Source organism: Faucicola mancuniensis, assembly GCF_046523945.1.
Classification (GTDB): domain Bacteria; phylum Pseudomonadota; class Gammaproteobacteria; order Pseudomonadales; family Moraxellaceae; genus Faucicola; species Faucicola mancuniensis.
Window position 1 is genome coordinate 2,649,548 of the sequence record NZ_CP171363.1, and the last position, 23,582, is coordinate 2,673,129.

Here is a 23,582-nt window from a genome sequence, read left to right on the forward strand (position 1 = left end):
TTTTGACAATTTGTAAACTTTATTTTATTAATTTTGATTTTGCCCTGACCATCACCCTAAAAGACGGTAGCAAACAAACCGTACTCGTACCCAAAGTCTATGTGCGTGCCAACGTCAGTGACTTAAAAGGCGATGGTAGCCTTATTGCTGCCCGCAATGTCGACATGCAGCTGACTGGTGACCTATCAAACCAAGGTAACATTGTGGCACACAATGGACTGCGTATCAATGCCAGTAACCTTAACAATCAAAACGGTGGACTTATCCAAGGCAACTTTGTCCAAGTTAACACCAAAAATGATTTAAACAACATCGGTGCAACGCTTAAAGCAGGCAGTGCCATGGCACTGGATGTCGGTGGCAAACTCAATAACAGTAGCACCACCCATCATAGCGAAAGTCAAGCAGGTCAAAGCAATGCCTGGCGTACTGGTATCGACCAAATTGGTCAAATCTATGTCGGCGATGGCTTAAAAGATAAAAAGGATGAAAATGGTCGACCACTTACTACGCTTAGTATTGATGTGACGGGTGATGCCACCTTTAACGCCGCTCAACTGGTCAACGCTGGCGGTACCACCCGTTTGGTAGCGGAAGGGGATATCAAATTCAACGCTGTTAACACAGGCTATCAAACCAATGCCATTGGTGACAGCAACAACTACTATAAAGTGGGTCAAACCCAAGATATGGGTAGCGTCCTTGTGACCAGTGGCGACACCTTTATCAAAGGCAACAACGTTACAGGCACCGCCACGACCATCCAAAGTGGCGGCAACACCATCATCAATGCTGACAACAACATTGCCTTTAAAGAAGGACGAGCAACCCAAAACCTATCAACTGCAAATCGCACCACGGACAAAGGCTTCTTAAGCAGTAAAACCACCCAAGACCGCTACGACATGACCAGTGATACAGCCATTGGCAGTCACATTGATGGTGACAAAGTCTCTATCACTGCCAAAAATGACGTCCATCTCACCGCCACCGATGTCATTAGTGACCATGGTACCTATGTTAAAGCCGGCAATAACCTAACCATTGATGCCGCCGAAAATCGTTACAGCGAAAGCTCAAGCCATGACAAGAAAAAATCTGGCGTGTTTGGTACAGGTAGTGGACTTGGCTTTACCATTGGCTCACAAAAGACCCAAAACCAAAACAGCACTAAACAAACCTGGCATACTGGCAGCAACATTGGCACCAACGATGGTAACACCGTGCTGACGGCAGGTAACCATTACCAACAAACAGGTAGCGTGGTCTCAGCAGGTAATGAAAGCAACAACAATGTCCATGACTTAAGCCGTGGCACGGTCATTATCAATGCCAAATCAGCCACCATTCAAAATACCACGGCAACCACCGAAAGTCACAGCAGCCAAAGCCAAAAAACCACAGGCTTAACCGTGAGTGTATCAAATAGTCTAGTTGACCATGTACAGGGTATCAGAAGTGTGGTAAAATCTGGCGAAACCACCAACTCAGACCAAATGAAAGTCATGGCTGGGGTGGCAGCGGTTGCTAAAACCCGGACGCTAAGACACAGTGTACAGCAAAGTACCAAAGACTTTAATGACCCAAGCAAACATGCCCCAGATGGCACCAAGCTTGATGGTCAAAAAGACACGGCTGACAAATTGGGCAGTATTGGCAACACCCGTATTCAAGCAACTATCGGCAGTCAATCAAGCAAAAGCACCCAAGACAGTTTATCAGGCAAAAACGAAGCCTCACAAATCAATGCCAACAACGCCATCTTTAACATTCAAGGGGCAAGTAAAGATAGTGACTTAACCTTTATTGGCAGTGACTTAAATCTTAAAGGTGACCGCTACAACAACGTAGAAGGCGATGTTATTGAACAAGCTGCCACTGGCACTGGGTATGACCGTAGTACCAACAAATCAAGCGGCTATGGGATTGGGGTGTATGCTGATACCAAAGGCAGTGCAGGGATTAGTGCCAATGCCAATATGGCAAAAGCTTATGGTAATGGCGAAACTACCACCAATGCCAACAGCCATATCAATGTGGCAGGTACCACTTACCAAAACGTGGGTGGTGACTATGTCGTAGATGGGGCAGTGGAAAAAGGCAACCGTATGACGGGTCATATTGGTGGGGCAATTAAAGCCACCAGCCGTCAGGATACCGCTACATATGATGGTAAACAGACCAATGCTGGGTTTAGTGCAGATATTGATTTAGTCAAACAAGGAGCAGGGAGCAGTTTATCTATCAATGGCGGTCGTACTCGAGCAAACGCCGATTATGCAGCGGTGACTGAGCAGACAGGCTTACAGTATCAATCATCCGATGTGGTGGTAGAGGGTAAGAGTACGTTTAAAGGGGCGTACTTTACGACGGCAACGCCACAAGACAACAAAACCCAGTTTAAGGGTGGGTTAGAAGTTAGTGATATTGAGAACCATAGCCAGTATAAGGCGGATGGGATTAATGTTGGGTTGTCTGCTGGTTTAACCCCACAAGGCAATTATAAGTCAGGCGGTATTAGTGGGATTGGTTATGGCAAGGATGGTGATAGCCAAACCAGTACGACGTATGGTGCGGTGACTGGGGTTGCTGGTAAGTCGGAGGTGACGACTGCCAATGTGGCTAGCCTCAATGAGGTATTGCAAAATAATTTTGATAAAGATAGGGTCAATGCGGAGATTGGGGCTCAGGTTCAGGTAAGTCAGGCGTTTGATACGGAGCGTCGTAGCTATCGCATGGAGATGGCGAAAAAAGAGCAAGATTTAAGGGATAAGGCGAAAGAAGCTGAGAAACAAGGAGACCAAGAGAAAGCCCGTGAGTTGGCTGCCAAAGCGGATAAACAGCAACATGATATGGTGATATTTGATGGTATCACTAGTGCTATATTTGCTCCGAATACCAATGGGGTGACAGGCTATATGGCAAGAGCGATTGCCCCTGAGGTGTCTTATCAGATTGGACAATACTTCAAAACAAATGAAGCACTCAATGACCTAGATGATGGTGATAGAGCAGAGCAGAGCAAAGCACTGCTCAGCACTTACTAGCACATGCCATCTTAGGCGGTGCGGTCAGTTATGCCACAGGCAATGATGCATTAACAGGTGGGTTGTCAGCCGTTGCAGGAGAGGCAACGGCTCCCCTCTTGATGGAGTATTTATATCAAACTGATGATCCAGATGAGCTAACCGCTGAACAAAAAGACACCATCAGTGTGATTACGGGTTTGGTTGGCACGACCATTGGAGCAACCACTGGCAATGTCACTGATGCAGTGAATGCGGGGGAAACGGCAAAGGTGGCGGTTGAGGGGAATGGATTACAAGATATAGAAATGATGTTCCCAAATGAAGATTTTAGAGATCCTAACTTCGCTCGGGAAGATTTGGAACTTATCAAAAGGCTTCCAGAAATGGTGGGTTCTTTGAACCTTGTGTATAAAAAGAACGATAAAGGTCACTTTATCATATGCCTGCCTTATAGTGGCAATAGCTGTGCCCCTAGACCTAATGAAAGATACGCCACTGAGCAAGAAGTTAAACAAGGTGCTAAGGACTTTGCTTTAGACGTTGTTCCTTTGCCTGGTGGTCAAGGCGTGGCAGTTGTAGTGAAGAAAACGGGTCAAATCGTTGGAAAATACAAAGACGCTAGAGCGGCTAGAAAAGCGGCTGATGAAGCTGTGGCGGAGGCTAAGGTTGGTAATAATGCAAATCGGGATAATGACTTTATTTCATATCAAAAGAATAAAGAAGCTTATGATAATGATTTAATAAAAAAAGCTGAGAGTATTAGTACTGCCAACTCAAATAAGACCCCCCCTCAAGTTACAAATCCAAGAAATATTTCAGAAAGAATATTGTGGAGACATGTAGAGCAAAATCCCAAAGATGGTCAGCCTCTTGTAGGTATGAATAATGATCCAAGATTCCCTAAAAGCTCAGGTTTTCAAAAGATGCAAGCTATTGCGAGAGGTAATGATGGTCATAATATAGTTATTCATTATCAGTATAATAGCAAGACTAATAAAGCATATGATATAAAAATAGTTTCTAAAGAAAAAGTTGTTAAGTAAAACTCATGTTTTTATTAAATTAAAAAATATATTTTTTGATATTTTTTTCAACACTTCGGATATTTAAATGAAAATTACTTTATTCTATTACAAAAAAATTAAGGTTCAAAGCTTATGATTAGAGCTATGAGTAAGTCTGAAAACGATTATATATATATATATAGTATATATAAGAATGATGGTGAATTTTATTATTTAGCGAGTTCTGCAACTCATCAGGGCTTAATAGTATATAGTGACAAAGAGATATATAATATTGAAATATTAAGTGATAATTATATTAAGTTAAATACATTTGATATTTCTGCAACTTCTGATGACCAGATGCATCCTATACTTTTTGATTTTTTAAAGAATGACTGGGAAACCTATGAAGGTATCATTGAAGGACAAAATGATTCTTGGCTTAAATTTCAAAGGAAGTTAAGGCATAGACCGTAATTGTAACTATTCCCTAAAATAGCACAGCTCAAACGTAGAATTTCTTATAAAATACCCATAAGGAGTTTTGAGCTATGCTGAAGAAACCGTACAAGTAAACTTGGTAAACTAAGCGTATTAATCGGAGTTTATCATGACCAAGAAAGTAAGAACCTACAGTGACGAATTTAAAGCCGAAGCTCTTAAAAAGCAAGCGTAGGGCGGGTACTAACCCGCCTATTACAGCATCTCACCCTGCAACGTAGAGCCATCCAAACCCTCTCACCTAAATAGAATTCGATCACTGGCACCATCTAAAAGCCCTTAGCATCAATGGCAGTAAAACCAACATGGATGCTGACTATGCCCAGGTAAAAGAGCAGTCTGGCTTCTTCATGAACACAACCGACCTGCAAGTGGACGGCAAAGGCAGATTTGAGGGCGGAGCGTTTCTCACCAACAGTGAGGCTGATAATCAAGCGGTGTTTAAGCAAGACATCACGGTGAGTGACATTGACAACCACAGTAGCTATGAAGGGGAATCCATCTCTGGTGGGATTAATGTCGGTGGTAGCACAGCCAATCCACAGGTTAGTAGTCAGGGCATTGGCTATGGCACAGACAGTAATAGCCAAACCAGTACGACGTATGGTGCGGTGACTGGGATTGCTGGTAAGTCGGATGTGACGACTGCCAATGTGGGTAGCCTTAATGAGGTTCTACAAAATAACTTTGATAAGGATAGAGTGAATGAGCAGATTAATGCTCAGGTTCAGATTATTCAAGAATATGGTAAGGAAATTCCGAAAGCGATTGGGGATTATGCCAGTAATAAACAACTTGAGCTAATTAACAAAGGTAATATTGAAGAAGCTAAAAAATGGGGTGAAGGTGGTATTTATCGTGTGGTACTTCATACCTTATCAAGTGCTTTAGCCACAGGTTCGATTGAAGGAGCGGTCGCAGGTAGTGGCACAGCCATTGTTGTACCAAAAGTTGATGAGTATCTACAACAGCAAGACTATGATGAAGCAACTAGAAAAGCTGTTTTAGTTGGATTATCGGCTGGTATTGGTGGTGCGGTTGGTGATAATACCGCAGGAGCTGCTAATAATGTTAATCAGACGGAGAATAATTATTTAAATCATATCCAATTACAAAAATGGGCAGATCAGCTTAAAGCTTGTGGAAATGATAATTATTGTAAACAGGGGATTAATGCTTATTATCAAAATTTAAGTAAAAAACAAGATGCAAAGCTAAATAGAGTTTGTATTACTGATTTTAATAATGCTCAATGTAAAGCTGAAATCGCTAATTTTTATGCAGGGTTTCCTGAAAATAAAATCTCACCTTTTGCTAGTGATTATATGTAAGAACCTCAAGCGTTATTTACACTTTGTTTAAAATAAAACTCCAACCACTCATAAGGAGTAAAGGTTTGAGTTTTGCCAGTAATATCATCTTTTTTAGTTAAAGATGAATGGGGTTTAACGGTATTATAGAAATTAAGAAATCTTGTTAATTCTTGCTTTCTATGTTCACTACCTGTAAATTCACATTGTTCATGCCACATTTCCATGAGCGTACGTATTACTCGTTCTGCTTTACCATTGGTTTGTGGTTTGGCAACTTTGGTGAATTTCTGATTGATGTTGTTATTATAACAGGCTTTGACAAATTCATGGTCTTTTGTGCCTTTATATTCTGTGCCATTGTCAGAATAAATCACCTCAATCGTATAAGGGCAAGGTTTAATAACTTGTTCTGTCAGAAACTTAGCCGCACTAAAAGCTGTTTTGTCTGGCATAATACAAGCATACAGTTCACGAGAATAATCATCAATGGCAACAAACAGATATTCTCTAGGGCTGTTGCTATTTTGTCCTTTGAGCAGTGGTAGGCGTTTTGTATCTACGTGTACCATCTCACCAGGATAGGATTTATTATAACGCTTGGCTTGTTTTTTGAGTTTGTCTTGTATACTCTTTTCAACTTTAGCTAAGCGTTTAATACCAAATTTCGCTTGTTTAAAGCGATTATTGACACTGGTTTGTGGTTTTAGTAACTTCACTCTAGCAAGTTTCAATACCTTGTAGATTGTTGGTCTTGATACTTTGTATTCTTCAGCAAGTGATGTTACGCTTTGTTTGTTTTGATGATAGGCTATCCAAATAGCTTCTCTTTCAAACGGTAGCAGTCTGGTGTTTTTATGTATGTTCATTTGCAGTATTTTATCCTAAATACTGTAAATAACGCTAGGATATCTTACAGATTATACAAGAATTGAATCATTAGGAGGAGGTACTCTTCGTGCGAATGTTACCATGAGTAATGATTTCGCCTTTAGCAATACTATTACTCGCGGTATAGCAAATATCTCCCGAGCTGAAAATAGACCAATGGATGCTATTGCAGCAGATTTAATGCATGCTGAAGTTTGGGGAGGTGGGGCTGGTAGAACGGTAATTAAGACGAAACCTGCTAAAGCTCTATGCTCATTCCGTGGCGATATGTTAGTAGAGACCCAAAATGGCTATAAACCTATTGCTGATATTAAAATTGGTGATATGGTCTTAGCGAAGAATGAATTTACAGGTGAAGTTTCTTACCAAAAAGTTTTGAATCAATATAACAATCCTTATCAACAAACAGTTTATGTGACTCTAACAGATAAAAATGGTAATTCACAAACGATAGTTTCTAATAAAATTCACCCATTTTTTACTCGTATTAATAACCTAGATGGTTTATCATTGCCACCTTCTTCTGAAGGGCATAATTATCAAGGTGATATTAAAAATGCTCAATGGGTTGATGCTAGTAATCTTAAAGCAGGCTATGAGCTATTATCAGAAGATGGTAAATGGCAAGTTGTTCAGCATGTTGAGGTTAAGGATGAGCCATTATCTGCATATAATTTAACAGTTGGTAATGACCATACTTATTTTATTGCAGGTAATTATAAGGTTCGGGGGGTGTGGGTTCATAATAATTGCTGGAATAATCTTCCTTCTGGTGCTACTAATACAGGTAAAACATTACCAGATGGTAGACCTTTATATACTTTTAAAGATGAAAAAGGTAAGCAAGTTTTAGCTTATAAAGGTTCTGATGGTCGGTACTATAATAAAGACGTTTATCACCCAACTAAACCAAACTCACCAAATGTAATAGCAGTTGATTCATATCCGAATAGAATAGGTGCAAAGGCTGCACCAGGACATGTCTACTATCAAACGGATGCTGAAGCTTTTGAAGCTGCTAAAAAACTTGGTTATACAAAGAAACATACCCAAAAGAACAGACCAGCTATTTTTGAAAACCCAAATACAGGTGAAGTAATTTCTCGTGATGTAGGCACTGGCAAAGGTGAAGGTGCACATAATGGTGGGGTATGGAAAAAAGCAGATTCTATAAAAAATATTAATAAAAAAGAAACTCGTGATGGTACATACGATGCTAATTTGAAAAGGATAGGTGATTAAAGATGCTTGCTAATCATTATAATGAGTGTAATGAAATATTTTGGAATGAAGAGTCTTTTAATTATTCTTTAGAAGAGAAACGCATTTGGGATATGGATAAATATTGGAAATTGGAATATTTTCTAATAAAGTTGTGTGAAAGCTTGGTAGGGGCAGAAACTCTAAATAGGGAGTTAGCTGCAAATTTATACTATTTAGCTAATAGTATAAATCTATCAATCTCTAGTCATAACGATCCTGAAGATTATTATTTTTTGGAAAAATTTAACCAAGATGAAGCAGATGAATGTCGTGATCGTTTAAATCATATAATGAGAATTTTATGGGGAAGAATACCCTTTAATTATGACTATTTAATAATAGCAAACCCTCTAATCCAAAAAGATATGGCAAATTGGGTAGAAGGAATGAAAGATCTTACAGGACATATACGTGTTACTAATGCTGGAGTAGATTAAAATGAATTATTTTGAGGCAGAGTTTAACGAAGTAGAATTGCTTATCAATAATGGTAAGTTTGAATTAGCCTTTACGAAATTAAATAATATTATTGACAATAATAAGATTAATGAAAAAGAGATTGCTGAAGCTTTAAATCTAAAAGGAGTAATTGTCGATGCTTATGCTCCTTACCTTAATGAATTTCCTGATGAGGGTGGTCTATTTTATTTTGCTAAAGCATTAAACTACGACGAGAAAAATATTGGAGCACTATTTAATATTATTAACTCTTTTAATATGCATGATTTGAAGAAAAGTTATATTTTAAGTCAAAAGGAATTATTTTTTAAAGCTTATGAAACTTTGAAAAACGTTGTTTACAGTCAATTAAATACAGATCTTAAATCAGAAGTAGATGAATATCAAAGTACATACATTTATTTGAAATCCATCTAGAGATGGATTTTAATGGATAATCTACCAAACCAGCTTCTTCTCATAAATCAAAGGTCAAGTGAGAAAGTAAAATGTTTATTAAGATAGAAGATTTTGAAGAAGAACGAATTTGGTCTGGCACAATTTTAAGAATATTTCTTAAAAATCAAAATGAATTTTATTATTCAGATAGAGTGTTTGATATTATCATATTTGAAAATTATACAGATGAAATGGGCTTAGGTGCTTTACAAGTATCAGGTTATAAAGCAGGAAAAATAAGTTTATTTTGAGAGCATTCAAAACCCTGTATCCGTTAAATTATAGTTTCATCCTCTGCACACGACAGAAACTACTAAAATAAAGTTGATTTTCTTTTAAAACTGAGAAAATCAACCAACCTATTAAAAAAAGCAAAATCACCACACATAATAAACCGTCTAAATCCATCAATCAGAAAATCTAACCCCAAAGCAAAAACACTTGACTGAGGACGACCATTAGACTTAAAGCAACGTTTATAATGACTAGGCTTATCATCAATGACCGCCAAGCCAGTCAAATAAGCCCAACAAAAGGCTAACGCATTTACCGCAACCAATTTACTCACTCTGTCTTGTTTAGTCAAATGCGTATCCTCAAGATTAAAACCACGCCCCTTTAAACAAGAAAACAGCGTTTCAATCTGCCAACGCATCGCATAAGTTGCCATAGGGTCAATATCATCAAAATCATTGGTAGCCACAATCACATAATCATTATCACTATCAAGCTTTGCCGATACCTTGACAGGACACTTATCAACAAAGAGTGTTCTAGCATGGTGATAAGTATCTTGCTGGTTTAAATTATGAAATAGTGTTTTAATTTGTACGCTTTGTCCTTGTGTATTGGTCACTTTACTGTCTTTTTTAATGCGTATGGCAAATTTAATATTTTGTTTTGTTAGCCAGTCGAACCATGCAGAACCCACAAATTCTCTATCGGCTAATACTTTTTGTATTTTATCTTTACCAAAGGTGTGAATGAATTTTTCAATGAGTTGTGTTCTCTCTAGTGTTTTTGAGTTGCCTTGTTTGTCTAGCATTGTCCAGTATAAGGGTATGGCAATGCCTTTGTGTACAACAGCTAACATGAAGATGTTGATGTTGCTTTTTCCCCATTTCCAGTTGGTACGGTCAATGGTGAGTGTGACTTTGTTTAGTCCAAATAGTTGAAAGATAAGGCGTGCTATTTGGTGTTCATTTAGGGGTGTTTGGGCGAAAAAGCGTTGTATTCTTCGGTAGTTGCTGTCATTTGTTGTGCTGTTGGTAAAGTGTCTGGCTATCTTTTTTAGGTTACTGCTTTGGGCGGTAATGATGGCTATTATCATTAGACTTAAGCAGTTGATTTTTGCCTTGTGTATTGTTAGGTTTTGCGATAAAATTCTTTCTAGTCTGATAAGGTTTGGCATGGTTTTAATTCGTCGGAAAAATTACTATTATGCCATTGTTTTATCAGACTTTTTTGTTTTTTTGTCGTGTGCAGAGAGATGAATATTAATTTTTCATTCATTATTTATCTCCGAGTATGATTTTTGTAATAATTAAATCATCTTTGGTTAAGTCAGCAATGCCTTCGGTTGTTCCATTAGCAGTTTTGCCACCTAATAGCCACTGAAAATTAGCACCTCCTTCGTTTCCGGACGGTATTTTAACATTTAAACCATTTGGACTGATATGAAATATTTTTGTATCAGATTTAGATAAATGGCCGTCACATAGACTAAGTTTTTTTTCAATATAGGATAAATTTCCACCCGATTCTTTTTGAGTATAAGTTTAAGCTAGCTTACAGATTATTGCTTTTTATTTATAAATAGGCTCTTTCCATAACTCAGGCATATGGGGAAACCGAACAAATTCATCATCTATCCTAACTCTATAATTAGACAAATCAGCTTCTACAAAGGGCTCATTAAACCATTCGTCCCATAGGATGAGTAGGAAATTTTTGTATAATCTATCAAATTCTTGTGAGTGTGTTTCATTATGAACGCCTTCTACAGGTACATAGTCAATACCCGGCAACCATACATCAGCATTTAAATATCCATCTTTAGTAATCGTATAACGCAAACTCTCTTTATAAATGGGTTTTTCATTATTTCGCCAACCCACCAACAACCATCTATTAATTGCGTAACGAGCATCTTTCTCACTAGACAGGTCTAATGAATAATACTCATCCTCTTCTTGATAATGCTCTAAGGTTTCTGAATGCCATGCACCCTCAAAAGCTCTTTCAATAATTTCTGGATTAACATCAAACATATTTATCTCACTTTAAGTGGGTCAGGTTTCTTTATGCCTTTACTAATATCAGGAAAGGCAGTATATGGTTTTTTGGTAGTTTTATCCAAGCCAACACTAACGCTATTTGTCCAGCGGTATTCACCAGCTATACCTAATCCTGTATTTGTTTTGTTGGCTCCCATAAATCCTTCTCCAATAGGCCTATAAAATGTTACATCAATAGAAATTTTTCCTTTCGAATCAATATATTTCTTTGGGTTTTCAGCATACATTTTTCTGCTTGTCGCATTGCATACTCCATATAGGGTTGGTTAAGAAAATTTATTTGTAAATAGGTTCTTTCCATAGCTCCGGACAACTAGGATTTTCAACAAACTCTTTATCTATTCGCTCTTTAAATTTACTAATATCTTCATATACAAATTGTTCCTTAAATAGATATTGATAAACTCTTATTAAAAATATATAATATTCATTCCAAAACAATTCACTATTTTCTATATTGTCAATACCTGACAAATATATATCATTTTCAATAGTTTTTCTAGATAAAATTAAAAATTTAAGACTATTTTTTAAAAGTTTAAAATATGGATTTGCCATATCTGAATAATCTACATATTCCATTTCATCGGCTCTAAAAACTATGGGAAACCATTTTTGAAAATCAGAATAGTTTTTCAAATCACTATTATAATACCCATTATACTCATCTGATGATAAATAGTAGGATATTACTTCATCATGTAAAGCGAAAAATAAGTTTGAAATGTGTTTAATATTAACATCAATCATCACAACCTCTTATTTTTTAATAAAATCCAATAACTGGTTTTCTTGCTTATAACCTTCATCCATATTCGGGAAAGCGGTATAAGCCTTTCCTGTTTTAGGATCAATACCTACTATTGCAGTATTGCTCCAACGATATTCACCAGCTGTACCATTAGCTTGAGTGGTTTTATTGTTTTTAATAAAACCTTCACCCACTGGTCTGTCAAAGTTAATAGTAACCTGGTTTTTTTCATAAATATATTTCTTTGGGTTTTCAGCATACATCTTTTCTGCTTGTCGCATTGCATACTCCATATCAGTTGAGTTAAAAAACTTGGAAGCATTTACTGGCTTGCCTGGTGGATAACCTTTTTCGCTTAGCGTCTTATTTGTGCCAGTCATAGCTCTATCATATTGGTCTTGTAGACTGGTATAAGCCCCATGTTTATCATCATAGTGTGGAAGCTGACCAATCTTTTCAACTCCTAAATCTTTCAATTCTTTAGTATGATTGGATTTTTCTGTAGCAATTATCCTATCAGCAGGTGTATTAGGATTACCATAATTTGATACATTTTCCAAATCCCAATCACCCACCTTTGTCAAAGTATAATCAGTATGCTTACCTATAGTAGTTCCAGTGCCGCTAGCACCACTAGCAACCCTCCTACCCACACCTTGAGCAGCAGTTACCCCTCCCAAAGCCAAATCCGTTCCCATTTTGATATTGGAAGCTGTGCCTTCAGACAATCCTACGCCTTGGGTAAGTAAAACTGATGAAGTTTGTTGATTGGTTGTTTTACCTCGGTTTGCATTACCAGTGACCGCATTATCAGAACCGTGGATAATAAGAGCAGAACCAACACCACAGCCAACACCAGTAGCACACATTGCCGTACCTGTGCCTACCTCTGCTAACCCAACCCCTGTTTGAACAACAGGCATTACTTGTTCATTGATGATTTTCTCAGATTTTGATTGAGCTACTTTACCGCCATTAAAATCAATACCAGTACGTTTAATGGTCTCATTTTGTCTATCTAAGGCAGTCTGTGGGTATTTTGGGGCTTCTACTACCTTTTTTACTGGCGACGATGGTGTTGTGGTAGGCTTTTTGGGTAAACTTGTAGGCATATAGGGAATTCTAGCGTTATTATCCCAAGTATATTTTGTGCCTTTTGGTGTATGGGCTTGTATGAATGATATTAATTGCTCATTGGGTCTTTTGGCGGTATTTAGGTGCTGATAGTATACAACAGAGCTACCTTCCACAGAGGGCTTGCTCCACCCATACTCATCATACATAAGAGTATTAGCATTAGTTCCTTCTTTAAGGACTACTTTTATGTTATCTGTATATTTTTCTTTATATTTCGTACTATTAATATTTGCCCAACGCAAAGCATTCTCTACATCTTCCAAAGTATAAGGCTGACCATTAGGGCGTACAAAAGATTTATATTTTGGCTTTTTTAACTCTTGTGCTAGTTTTGTGGCAAGTTTTTTTTCATCAGGATGCAACTGCCTATTATTCATATCCGCATTCAAAGCATAAGCAGTACTGCTCGTATCTAAGCCTGCGGTAGTGCCTGCTGTAGCGATTGTAAGATTTAGGGTGAATTTACTGACACTTTCGGCGGTGTCTTTTTCAAAGCCTTTTTCTACGAGTTTGGTGGTAAGTTTGTCTTGCCATTCATTCAGTTTTGGAGCAATGGTAGCAACACCACCTGTGGTTAATGCACCCTCAACTGCCCCTGTCGCCAACAATCCAGTTGCTGTATGCAGTGCCACACGATAAACACCACCCTCACCCCATTTTTCGGCTTCTTCAGTATTTCCTGCATGAATAAGTTCAAGTTGTTTTTGTCCTGCATAATCTCCGACCATTTTCGGAGCTTCCTGCCCAAACGCTTGCGTAATCTGAGTTTGATTGTTAAGTTCAGCATTTAACTGACCTGCATTAAACGTATTTCTTAACGGCTCATTGAGTATGCCTACAGTCTTATTCGTCACCTGCGACTGCCCTGCCATCCCTGTCACCGCCCCATACGTGGTACTGGTATCACTATCCCCCACCTTACCATAACCAATACCGCTGATAGACGGCGAAGCTAACCCTGTTTTGTTGGCATTTAACCCTGCACTGATACCGCCACTTATCGATTGACCGTGATAATGAATGTGGTTTTGTATATCACCGACTTCTAACCCACCTTTAAACTGAGTCTGATTCGCTTCAGGGGTGGCAGTGGTAAAATATGCCCCATTAAAAGAGCTTTTACCATCAACCACCATATCAGAAGATTGGTACTGTAGCCCTGTCTGCTCAGTCACTTGGGCTAAGTCCATGGAGAGATTGGATTTACCGCCATTGATACTCACATTTTGTGGGATGCCTTGCATAGACACGTCGGCACTAAAGCCTACATTTTTTTGTTTACCGTCATATTTAGCGGTATCTTGACGACTGGTCGCAATAATCCCGCCACCGATGTGACCTGTGGCATAATCACCTTTCACCACCGCACCATCAAGCACCAAGTTACCACCGATGTTTTGATAGGTTGTACCACCGACATTGATATGAGAGTTGGCATTGGTGGTGGTTTCGCCATTGCCATAACCTTTTGCCATATTGGCATTGGCAGTAATACCTGCTCCATTTTGCGTGCTGGCATACACCCCAATGCCAAAGCCATTAGATTTATTACTGGTACGGTCATAGCCTGTACTGGATGCGGCTTGGTAAATCACATCACCTTCAACGTTATTATACAAGTCTCCCACTAAGTTGATGTCACTGCCTGTCACAGTAAAGTCACTGTCTTTACCTTTGCCTGCAATGTTTAACACTAAGTTATTGGCATCAATGCTTGATGCCTCATTTTTACCTGATAGGCTATCTTGCACGCTTTTGTTGGATTGACTGCCAAGTGTGGCTTGAATGCGAGTATTGCCTACCCCAGCTAATCCTTCTTTGCTTAACTCACTTTTTTGTAAGCTATCAACAGCACCTTGTACGCCTTTATCTAAGGTACGCAGCTTACTAAAGCCTGCAATACCCGCCATGACTTTCATTTTCTCACTGTTGGTGGTTTCACCCGCTTTCAGTAGACTATTAATGCTTTGAGCCTGATCGATTAAGCTATTAGACACACTCACGGTTAATCCGCTGGTTTTTTGGCTTTGGATATTGTGTGTTTGCGTTGTGGCAGTAGTATTACTCACGTTTGCCGATTTGGCATTAATCACCACCGTGCCATAATTGAGATCATGCACATTGTTCGTGGTTTGGTTTTTGGCATAGACTTTACTGCCAGTTTGCTGATAATGCTCACCTGCCGTGATAATGGTGTTACCATTTTTAGTTCCGACAATGCTACCAGTATGTGACACACTGTCCGTGCTGTTTTGATTTTGGGTTCTTTGTGTGCCAATGGTGAAGCTGGCACCCCCATTGCCAAATAGCCCAGATTTTTTCTCGCCATGACTGCTACTTTGATGTTCAGTGTTAGTCGCGCATCAATGGTGACGTTTTTTCCACCCTTGATATAGGTGCCTTGCTGACTGATTGCATCGGTTGCCGTTAAATGCACGTTGTTTTTGGCATCAATGATGACACGGTTACCATTAATACTGCCTTTGATGGCTAAATCATTGTTATAACTGTAGTTGTCTTGGTTGGTTTTCTTACTTAACCAGTTTCTTTGGGTGGAGCGACTAGCAGTTTCTACGTTATTGGTTTCTCGACCTTCTTTAAAGCTGATATCCCCATTGTCCGCTTTAAGATAGGTTGTCCCATCTTCACTGTGAATGGTCGCTGCCGTACCAGTAATGTTGCCGTTTTTTGAGCGGATGATGGTGTCACCTTTATACCACCACACTGCCAACATCTTCAGTATGCCCAGCTTTGATATAGTTGTTGTTATCATGAATGGCGTTGGTTTGATAACCAGTGTTGACGGCATTAAAGGCGATATTGCCACTGCTAATCAGTTGGGTGCTACCACCATGGTTAATCAGCTGACTGGCATTGAAGCTCGTGTTACCTGCCACATCAATGGCTAACGTGGTCAGTGGGTTGCCTTCATTATCCACTTGACCTTTTAAGCCATCTCCCACGTAGATGCTGGCAATTTGGTCAAGCCCAGTACGCCAAGTATTACTTTTGTTTTTTGAGCTTTCTGTGTGATATGTCGTTGAGGTGTTGTTTAAATTACCGCCCACACTCATTGACATAGCACTGTTAGCTTTGATGGTACCACCAATGTTGTTGGTGTCTTTTTTACTATTGATTTGGATAAAGTTACCTTGAATGACACCGCCAGCATTGTTATTGACATTGTTGGCACTCACACGCAAGGCATGATGTCCCACAATGTTACCTGAATTGCTTAAATCCCCTGTGAGTTGTAGGTCAGTGTTGTAACCCGCTACTAAACTGCCATCCCCTTTGATGTCACCAACATTGGAGCGTACATAGACTTTAGGGACGAGGGCTTTTTGGGTTTGTCCATTAGGTAATGTCATGTCTTGTTCAACCAGCCAGACAATATCGGTGGTGAGCTGTGCCACCTGAGAAGCGGTCAGGGCAATACCTGGGCGTAGGTTTAACGCATTGGCACTGGTAATCCCATTGTCCATCAAGGCTTGGTACATGGCATCGTCACTGCGGTAGTCACCTAAGAAGCGTTTACCAGTGAGCACCATGATTTGATCACGAATCATGTGTTGTTCATAGTAGCCATCTCCCAGGCGTTTGTGCATATTGTCCTGATTGAGCCCCAAGCGTTTCATCATGTAGTCGGATGATAACCAGTTTTTATAACCGGCAAACGCAGGGTCAGTGACGATTAGATAGCCGTTGGGGTTGTTGGGGTCGATTTTGTAGAGAGCACTGTTGGGTAAGCTGACAGCGGTACTTGGGTGCGAATTTCTTGAGCTTTTTGGGTATTGATGCTTTGGTTTAGTTGGTTGATAAGGTCACTTAAGGTGGCGATATCAACTTTTTGTCCTCCTTGTTGGGCAACCACTAAGTCAGCTAGCTGTTTTTGTTGCTCAGCGGTTAGGTTGACTGGGTTGGTTTTAGTGAAGTCCTGTAAGGCTTTGATGGCGTCTTGGACCCTAGCAAGGCTTGCACGGTCAACTTGTGTGCCGTTATTGGCTGTTTTGACGACTGTTAGGAGCGTTTGTAAATTGCCAATCGCTTGGTTGACAGCTGCCACTTGTTTGGTATCAATTTGAGCTTGATTGGCTTGATTTTGATTGGCAACTGTGACCGCGGTGACATACACGCCACTAACTGGATTATTAATGTTGAGAATTTTTAAATCATAAGGAGTACCTGTTGTTTTAGGATTCAGCGGTTGAGCCATATCTAATGGGGTTGAATTAGTATTTGTACCCCATTTTCCTTTGTAACACCAATTCCCTATACTCCTCCGACAGGTTTCATAAGGGCTATAATGGGTACCATTAAAATTCTCGTAACTGTATTTGGGAGTGATAGTTGTGGCTTCAGCATCCACATTGCCTGCTTGACCATTTACTTTAATGGTACCGCCAGCAATAATTTGGCTTTTATTGGTGTTAAATTTACCCAAGTCAAATACCATGTTACTACCCGAAACAATTCGACTCGGGTCACTAGTCACGGTGTCTTGCCCACTTAATAGCTCTGTATATTTGTAGCCATAATAATTATCATATAGCTCACCCGTTTTTAGAATTTTTAATCTATGGCGTCCGTCATTGTTATCTTCAGACGTAATTTCAACTACTTTTTCATTATAAATTGGATTACTACCATCACCTGAAATGCTATACTCAACTATCGGATTATTTTCAAGGACCTTTAACGCTGTTTTAAAATCCGCATTGATATTATTGAGTGTTTCAGTGGCAATCTGCATCGCACCCAATGACTCAATGGTTGCCCCACGGTTGGTCACGGTGGTGGCTTTGCCAGTGGCATGATTCTCGCTGTCTAAATCACCCCCAATGTGCAACTCACCATTACTTAAAATCTGAGCTTGACCATTAAAATCACTGTTAAATTTACCACGACGTGCCGTATTTGGGTTATTGTTTAAGGTTTTTACCCCAATGTCCAAGCGTTCACGAGCGGCAATTACTGGGGCAGAATTAAGCGTATTGCCTGGGGTGTTATTAAGCGTATCGGCTTTAATCGCTAAATGCGTGCCATAGATACGACCCTCACTTAAATTATTCACCGCATTGCCAGCAGTAATCAAGGTGTCATTACCATTAATTAACCCATGATTGTTGATATCACCAGTGGCGTTTAATAACGTGGAGGCATTACTGACTAATTCACCGGTTTGGGTGTTGTTAATGTCTTTGGCATTGACCGTCAGTTGTTTGTCAGCAGATAACGTACCGTCATTATTTACATTGCCTTGAGTGGTGATGGTTAATTCATTGGCGAGTAATTTATCACCTTTGGCATTGGTATAGTCAACCATTTGGTTAAGTGTCAGGCGATTGCCGCTGATTTCGCCCGTTGCTGATAGAACTAGCACTCAAGCTCGTCTCATTAGCTCGAATCACACCGCCAGCATTGGTAATGTTGCCCGTACTGCCTTGAGTGGTAATGGTTTTGGCTTCAATATGTCCGTTAGTGTTAGTTAGGCTTTGTCCCATCGCAACCTGGATGCCTTGATTGGCTAATAGTTGCCCTTGGATGTTATTCAAGGTTTGGGCATGAATCACTAAGTCATTACCTGCCACAATACCTTGATTGAGACTAACTTTGGTTAAATCTTGTTTGGTGTTTTGGTTATCAATACTATTGACGTTTAAAGTCATATTCTTAGTGGCACTGATAAGGCTACCGACTCCCGTGTTGGCTAAACCATTGGCGGTAATCGTGGTACTATCGCCCCACAGTTTACCGCTTTGGTTGTTGAGTGTGGCACTGGTGCCTGTGATGATTAACTGCTGATTACTGCCTATCACTCCTTGTTGATTGTTAATCTCATTGCCTGTGCTGGTGAGCGATAAGGCATCAGTAGCATTGATTAGACCTGATTGGTTGGAGATATCGCTTGCTTGCAATACGGCTTTGCCGTTGGCTAAAATCCCCCGACCTTCGCCTTGGGTGTTTTGGTTATCTAGCAAACCAGTCGTGGTTAAGGTTAGTTGACCATCTTTATCCGCTTGTTGGATACTGCCACCTTGGTTATTTAGGCTTTGAGCAGCTATAGTCACATTATTACCAATGACTTGACCAGCATGGTTGTCCATGACGCCTTGCGTGCTTGAGTTGATATTGGTTTGCGTGCTGATCACACCTTGGTTAGTTAAGGTTTGTTGGGTTAAGTTGATATCTTTGCCCGCTTGAATATTACCGCTCGCTTGGTTAGTCAGTTTTTGGCTGCTTGCGGTAATGGCATCTTGGCTGCTGATGGTAGCATTATTGTTTAAGGTGTCACCGCCGATGTTTAATGCTTGATTGCTATAAATTAAACCAGCATTGGTATTATTGAGGGTGTCTGCGTGGATATCAGCGGTGGTATTGGCTAATAGCTGAGCTTTCGTATCATTATTTAAGGTTCGTGCATTGACGTACAATGCTTGAGCACTTTGGAGTACAGCTTTTTCACCGCTGTTGGCTAGAATGCCAGCGTTTACGGTTAAATCACCTGTGCTGGCAATGACCTGACCTTGGTTATTATTTAAACTGCCTGCGGTGACGGAAAGTTGATCGGCTTGTATACCCCCAATATCATTGTTAAGCGTACCAGACACCGTGGCAGTTAGTTTGCCATTGGATAGCAGTTTGCCCGTTTGGCTATTATCAAGATTTTGGGCAATTAGCGTCGCTGTGCCAGTCCCGGCATGAATGACTTCGCCACCTTGGTTCTGGATATCGCCCGTTGCCATTAAGCTAAGATTGGTGGCATTGCCGCCTAAGTGACCTTGCTGATTGTCAATGGTACCCGTGGTTAATACAAAGTCTTGAGTGCCTGTTTGCTCAAGGGTGCCTCGTTGGTTGGACAGTGATTGCACTTTAAGTTGGTAACTATCGGCTTGCGTTATAGCGGCATTGTGGTTAAGGGCGTTGGCGGTGAAACTGGCTTGTTGGCTAACTTTGTTTTGTGATTGACTTAAATCGATATTACCCAAGGTGTTTAATGACAGATTAACCACTTGATTACGACTGCCGTGGTAGTCGAGTGCTGAACCCGTGACTGTCATACCCCCACTGGCAACATTGTTACCTTGGTTATGCTGTACACCAGTACTGGTGATGGTCAAGTGTTGTGGGGTGGTTGATAAGCTATTATCAGGGCTTAATCCTGCCACCAATCGACTACTTTGGGCTTGATTAAGTTCACCGGTTTGAATTGCTAAACGACCTTGGGCGGCAATCGTTGCTGTGTTGCTCAAATTAGTTTGGTTGTTGATATGCGTATTGGCTAAACTTGAAATGCTGCCACGATTGTTCAAGATTTGACTGTTAAGGTTTAAGTCCCCACGACTGGTTAGCTGAGCTGAGTTGGTGACCGCTTGAGCCGTTAGGACCAAGCTGCCATTATCACTGTAAATAACCCCGTTACCGGTATTGTTTAAATCACCCTTGAGGTTAAGTTGATTGGCTTTTACGGTTCCTGTGGTATTGCTAGCAACCACTTGACCGTCGGTATTGATTAGGGTATGTGCACTAACGGTTAAGCCATCCCCTTGAATTTGTCCTTGGCTATTATCAATATCGCCAGCAATCTGCCAGGTTTGATCGGCTAGGCTTAAGATATTGCCCTTGTCGCTGTTATTTACATTATTTGCGGTTAAACTTAACTGACCATTACCTGCATGTTCAATACGACCCGCTTTATTTTTTAACGTTGGGGTATTGATTATGAAGTTTTGGCTATTGGTGGCAATCTGACCTTGTTGGTTGCTAATACCGCCAGCGAAATTAAAGGTTAAGTCAGCAGTACCACTTTGTCTAATTGAGCCGCGTTGGTTATTTAGCTGGTTGCCTGTTAGTTGCAGGGTTTGACCACTTAGTGTACCGTCTTGGTTATTTAGCGTGCCTTTAGCAACCAGCGTCAACTGATGGATGGCGGTAAGGCTTGCCCCTTTCGTTGATAAATCCCCTTGGCTTGCCATCTCAATATCCGCTGCTTGGGTTTTGCTGCCATTTAAGTCAGTTGGATTGCCTTGTAAGCTAGCTTTGCCGGTCGCAATATGGGTACCACTACTGGTGAGTATACCCACTGCATTCATGGTTAGGTTGGCTGGGGTGGTGCTTAAATTGCCTTGGGTGTCAATGCCTGCGGCTAATATGCCGGTGTTGTTGACGGTTTGGGCGTGAATATTGGTGTTGCCTTGAGCGGCGATTAAACCCGTAGCCGTGTTGGTCAGACTGCCCATGGTAAGCGTATTACCTGTGGTGCCATACAGTTGCCCACTGTTGGTAAGTGTCTGGCTGGTGGTGCTGAGTTTACCACCTGCTACCACACTGCCTTTGTCATTTTTGATATCGGTCGCATGTAAGCTCGCATCACCTTGAGCCATGATATGACCATTTTGGTTGGTCAGGTTGCCTTGGCTATCAAGGTTTAAATTGCCCTCCGCTTGAATCGTGCCTTGGCTGTTGTAAACTTGGGTAGCCGTGATGGTGGCTTGTTTGCCTTGAATACTGCCTTGTTGATTGTTTAATTCACTTGTGCTAAGGCTAATATCGCCTAGGGTGGCTAAGACACCTTGTTGGTTGTTAATTTGCGGGGCGGTGAGGCTAATCCCTTGTTTGGCAACAATTTGCCCTTGTTGGTTGTTAAAACGGGTTAACTGCCAATCGAGTTTGTCAAGTTGGATACGACTGTTGATGTTGTCAATTGCTTGGGTGTTTAATCCATTAACCACAATACTACCTTGGCGTTGATTGGTAACGCTTGGGCTGGTCACTGTCATGGCACCATTGGCAGTGATGACGGCATTATTGCCTTGGTTGACTAAATTGTCCGCTTGGATATTGCCATCGGCGGTTATGGGTGCAAGCACCGGTTGATGGCTGTCCGTTGTCGGTGTGGTAGCGGTTGAGTTTGCCACTTGCTTGGTTGATCCAGTTTGTGCGGTTGATGGGGCAGTGGCTAGGGTTGGGGTAGTCGTCGCTGGGTGCTTGTCGTATAGGCTTTGACCAATGACGGCGTTGTCTTGGTTGGTTAAGTGTTGACTGGTCACATCAAGTTTACCACTGCCGGTTTGTTCAATACGGCCTTGGTTGGCCAGGCTTGGGGTTTTTATATTGACTTGTCCGGCACTGATGAGCCCTGTGTTAGTGATTTGGCTTTGAGTAGTGGCATCGGTTTGGCCATGACTGCTAATGACGCCGCTGTTTTTAAGGGTTGGGCTGTCCAGTTTGACACTATCGGTGCTGCTGCTAACGGTGCCTTGGTTGTCAATACTACCGGTGTGTTTTAGATTTACCCCTTGTTTGGCGTTCATGGAGCCGGTGTTAATGAGGTTACCTTGGTTGTCTAGCGTGAGTGTGCTACTACTGCTGATGTCACCAGCATTGGTCACCCCCATACCTTTGTCGGTACCAATCAGACGAATTCTGCCAGCATACATGCCGCCTAGGCTTGAGATGTCTAAAGCCACGCCCGTGCTTTGATTGACACCGTTGTGACTAATTTTAGTGGTGGCTGGATTGGTTTCATAGCTAACCGTGTTGTTACCCGTAATGACATCAAGCTGTTTGCTGTAAACTTTAGCGTTAAGGGCAGTGGCTTGGCTAATCAGCTGGGTATAGTCGCTTTGGCTATCATCTAAGCCTTTGCCTTCAACGGTCATCTTACCGCTACCTATTTGAAATCCGGTTAAAGTGTCGTTGTTAAAGGTGGGTTTACCGGTGGTGAGCGTGGTACGAGCAGCGTTGATAAAACCACAGCCTGAGCAGGTGATACCCGCGGGATTGGCAATCACCAGTTCGGCTTTACTACCCGTAATTTCGGTGTAGCCAGCTAACTGGCTTGGATTACTAGAATTGACTTGGTTTAAGATGAGTTTGGCTTCACCTTTGGCAAGCCATGGGTTACCCTCTACCCAACCCGCAGTTTGGGTTTGTACATTGGTACGGCTGTTGTTAATAATAGCCCCATGCCCACCGATATCAAATTGACTAAAGGTGTTTTTAGAAACCCCTTGGCTATTTGGGCTTTGAATGTTAATTTGGGCTAAGCCATTGGCAGTGTTTAACACCGTGGCTTGCTCATTTTTAGGAGCACCCTTATCTGCAATGATTTGGGTCTGTATCTCAGCATAGGCAACGTTTGCTACTCCTATGCTGACAAGGACAGCAGCAGTGAGACTAACCCATTTGCTATAGCAGTAGTACACGACCTCATTGCTTCCATCTAGTTGGCTGTCAGCTAAAACTACCTTGTTACTATTCGCACCTTGACTACCGGCTTTGCCTTGTGCCACAGTTTTTTCTGAGACAACAACTAATCGACCTAGGTGTTTGTTAAAGATAACACGATACAGACGGCTGTTCATATGGGGTTTCCTAATTTTTATCGGTATTTTAACCCCTATCCGTGTTTTTGTATAGTTTTTTTAATAAATTAATAGGGTCTGCTATCGTTAAATTTAAGTTTAGTCTTTGATAAACAGTTGATGGCTTTTTCA

18 protein-coding genes are annotated in these 23,582 nt (G+C 40.8%); 8 read left to right on the forward strand and 10 right to left on the reverse strand.

Translation table 11 applies throughout. From position 1 onward, the window contains the following. The first annotated feature begins 2 nt into the window (after positions 1–2). The 4 genes from ACGTJS_RS12940 (at position 3) to ACGTJS_RS12955 (ending at position 5,868) form a co-directional block, all read left to right on the forward strand. The gene (locus ACGTJS_RS12940; RefSeq protein ID WP_410472370.1) at positions 3–3,047 is read left to right on the forward strand and encodes a hemagglutinin repeat-containing protein; all 3,045 of its coding nucleotides are present in this window, start codon (positions 3–5) and stop codon (positions 3,045–3,047) included. A 62-nt stretch (positions 3,048–3,109) separates the two neighbouring features. Next, positions 3,110–4,072, forward strand: a complete 963-nt coding sequence (locus ACGTJS_RS12945; protein ID WP_410472371.1) for a VENN motif pre-toxin domain-containing protein — start codon at positions 3,110–3,112, stop codon at positions 4,070–4,072. Positions 4,073–4,198: 126 nt separating this feature from the next. Then, positions 4,199–4,513: a hypothetical protein gene (locus ACGTJS_RS12950; protein ID WP_410472372.1), complete on the forward strand. Its 315-nt coding sequence runs from the start codon at positions 4,199–4,201 to the stop codon at positions 4,511–4,513. A gap of 374 nt (positions 4,514–4,887) precedes the next feature. Beyond that, the gene (locus ACGTJS_RS12955; protein WP_410472373.1) at positions 4,888–5,868 is read left to right on the forward strand and encodes a hypothetical protein; all 981 of its coding nucleotides are present in this window, start codon (positions 4,888–4,890) and stop codon (positions 5,866–5,868) included. 5 nt (positions 5,869–5,873) lie between these two features. On the opposite strand, the gene ACGTJS_RS12960 is transcribed toward ACGTJS_RS12955, so the two are convergent. Next, positions 5,874–6,716, reverse strand: coding sequence for an integrase core domain-containing protein (locus ACGTJS_RS12960; protein ID WP_410472002.1), 843 nt, complete (start codon positions 6,714–6,716; stop codon positions 5,874–5,876). 103 nt (positions 6,717–6,819) lie between these two features. Between ACGTJS_RS12960 and ACGTJS_RS12965 the strand changes: the two genes are divergently transcribed. The 4 genes from ACGTJS_RS12965 (at position 6,820) to ACGTJS_RS12980 (ending at position 9,149) form a co-directional block, all read left to right on the forward strand. Further along, on the forward strand, positions 6,820–7,980 hold the full coding sequence (locus tag ACGTJS_RS12965; RefSeq protein ID WP_410472374.1) for a polymorphic toxin-type HINT domain-containing protein: 1,161 nt from the start codon (positions 6,820–6,822) through the stop codon (positions 7,978–7,980). A 2-nt stretch (positions 7,981–7,982) separates the two neighbouring features. Next, positions 7,983–8,438, forward strand: a complete 456-nt coding sequence (locus ACGTJS_RS12970) for a hypothetical protein (protein WP_410472375.1) — start codon at positions 7,983–7,985, stop codon at positions 8,436–8,438. Position 8,439: 1 nt separating this feature from the next. Then, positions 8,440–8,877, forward strand: a complete 438-nt coding sequence (locus ACGTJS_RS12975; RefSeq protein ID WP_410472376.1) for a hypothetical protein — start codon at positions 8,440–8,442, stop codon at positions 8,875–8,877. Between the two features lie 71 nt (positions 8,878–8,948). Beyond that, the gene (locus tag ACGTJS_RS12980) at positions 8,949–9,149 is read left to right on the forward strand and encodes a hypothetical protein (RefSeq protein ID WP_410472377.1); all 201 of its coding nucleotides are present in this window, start codon (positions 8,949–8,951) and stop codon (positions 9,147–9,149) included. A 62-nt stretch (positions 9,150–9,211) separates the two neighbouring features. On the opposite strand, the gene ACGTJS_RS12985 is transcribed toward ACGTJS_RS12980, so the two are convergent. The 9 genes from ACGTJS_RS12985 to ACGTJS_RS13025 all read right to left on the reverse strand — a co-directional run bounded on the left by ACGTJS_RS12985 (position 9,212) and on the right by ACGTJS_RS13025 (position 23,450). Continuing rightward, positions 9,212–10,309, reverse strand: coding sequence for an IS4 family transposase (locus tag ACGTJS_RS12985; protein WP_410472378.1), 1,098 nt, complete (start codon positions 10,307–10,309; stop codon positions 9,212–9,214). Positions 10,310–10,703: 394 nt separating this feature from the next. Further along, a complete protein-coding gene (locus ACGTJS_RS12990) occupies positions 10,704–11,168 on the reverse strand; it encodes a hypothetical protein (protein WP_410472379.1) in 465 nt (154 codons plus the stop codon). A 2-nt stretch (positions 11,169–11,170) separates the two neighbouring features. Continuing rightward, entirely contained in the window at positions 11,171–11,422 is a 252-nt protein-coding gene (locus ACGTJS_RS12995) for a hypothetical protein (protein ID WP_115248435.1), read from the reverse strand. A 49-nt stretch (positions 11,423–11,471) separates the two neighbouring features. Then, positions 11,472–11,945 (reverse strand): hypothetical protein, encoded by a 474-nt coding sequence (locus tag ACGTJS_RS13000; RefSeq protein ID WP_115248436.1) that lies wholly within the window; start codon positions 11,943–11,945, stop codon positions 11,472–11,474. A 9-nt stretch (positions 11,946–11,954) separates the two neighbouring features. After that, positions 11,955–15,002 carry a hemagglutinin repeat-containing protein gene (locus tag ACGTJS_RS13005; protein WP_410473286.1) on the reverse strand — a complete coding sequence of 1,016 codons (3,048 nt, stop codon included), beginning with the start codon at positions 15,000–15,002 and terminating at the stop codon, positions 11,955–11,957. 170 nt (positions 15,003–15,172) lie between these two features. After that, the gene (locus ACGTJS_RS13010; RefSeq protein WP_410472380.1) at positions 15,173–15,817 is read right to left on the reverse strand and encodes a hypothetical protein; all 645 of its coding nucleotides are present in this window, start codon (positions 15,815–15,817) and stop codon (positions 15,173–15,175) included. Beyond that, a complete protein-coding gene (locus ACGTJS_RS13015; protein WP_410472381.1) occupies positions 15,795–16,724 on the reverse strand; it encodes a hypothetical protein in 930 nt (309 codons plus the stop codon). Before ACGTJS_RS13015 ends, ACGTJS_RS13010 begins: the two co-directional genes overlap by 23 nt. A gap of 53 nt (positions 16,725–16,777) precedes the next feature. Further along, positions 16,778–18,466: a hypothetical protein gene (locus ACGTJS_RS13020; protein WP_410472382.1), complete on the reverse strand. Its 1,689-nt coding sequence runs from the start codon at positions 18,464–18,466 to the stop codon at positions 16,778–16,780. Further along, entirely contained in the window at positions 18,414–23,450 is a 5,037-nt protein-coding gene (locus ACGTJS_RS13025) for a filamentous hemagglutinin N-terminal domain-containing protein (protein WP_410472383.1), read from the reverse strand. Before ACGTJS_RS13025 ends, ACGTJS_RS13020 begins: the two co-directional genes overlap by 53 nt. Positions 23,451–23,582 lie beyond the last annotated feature (132 nt).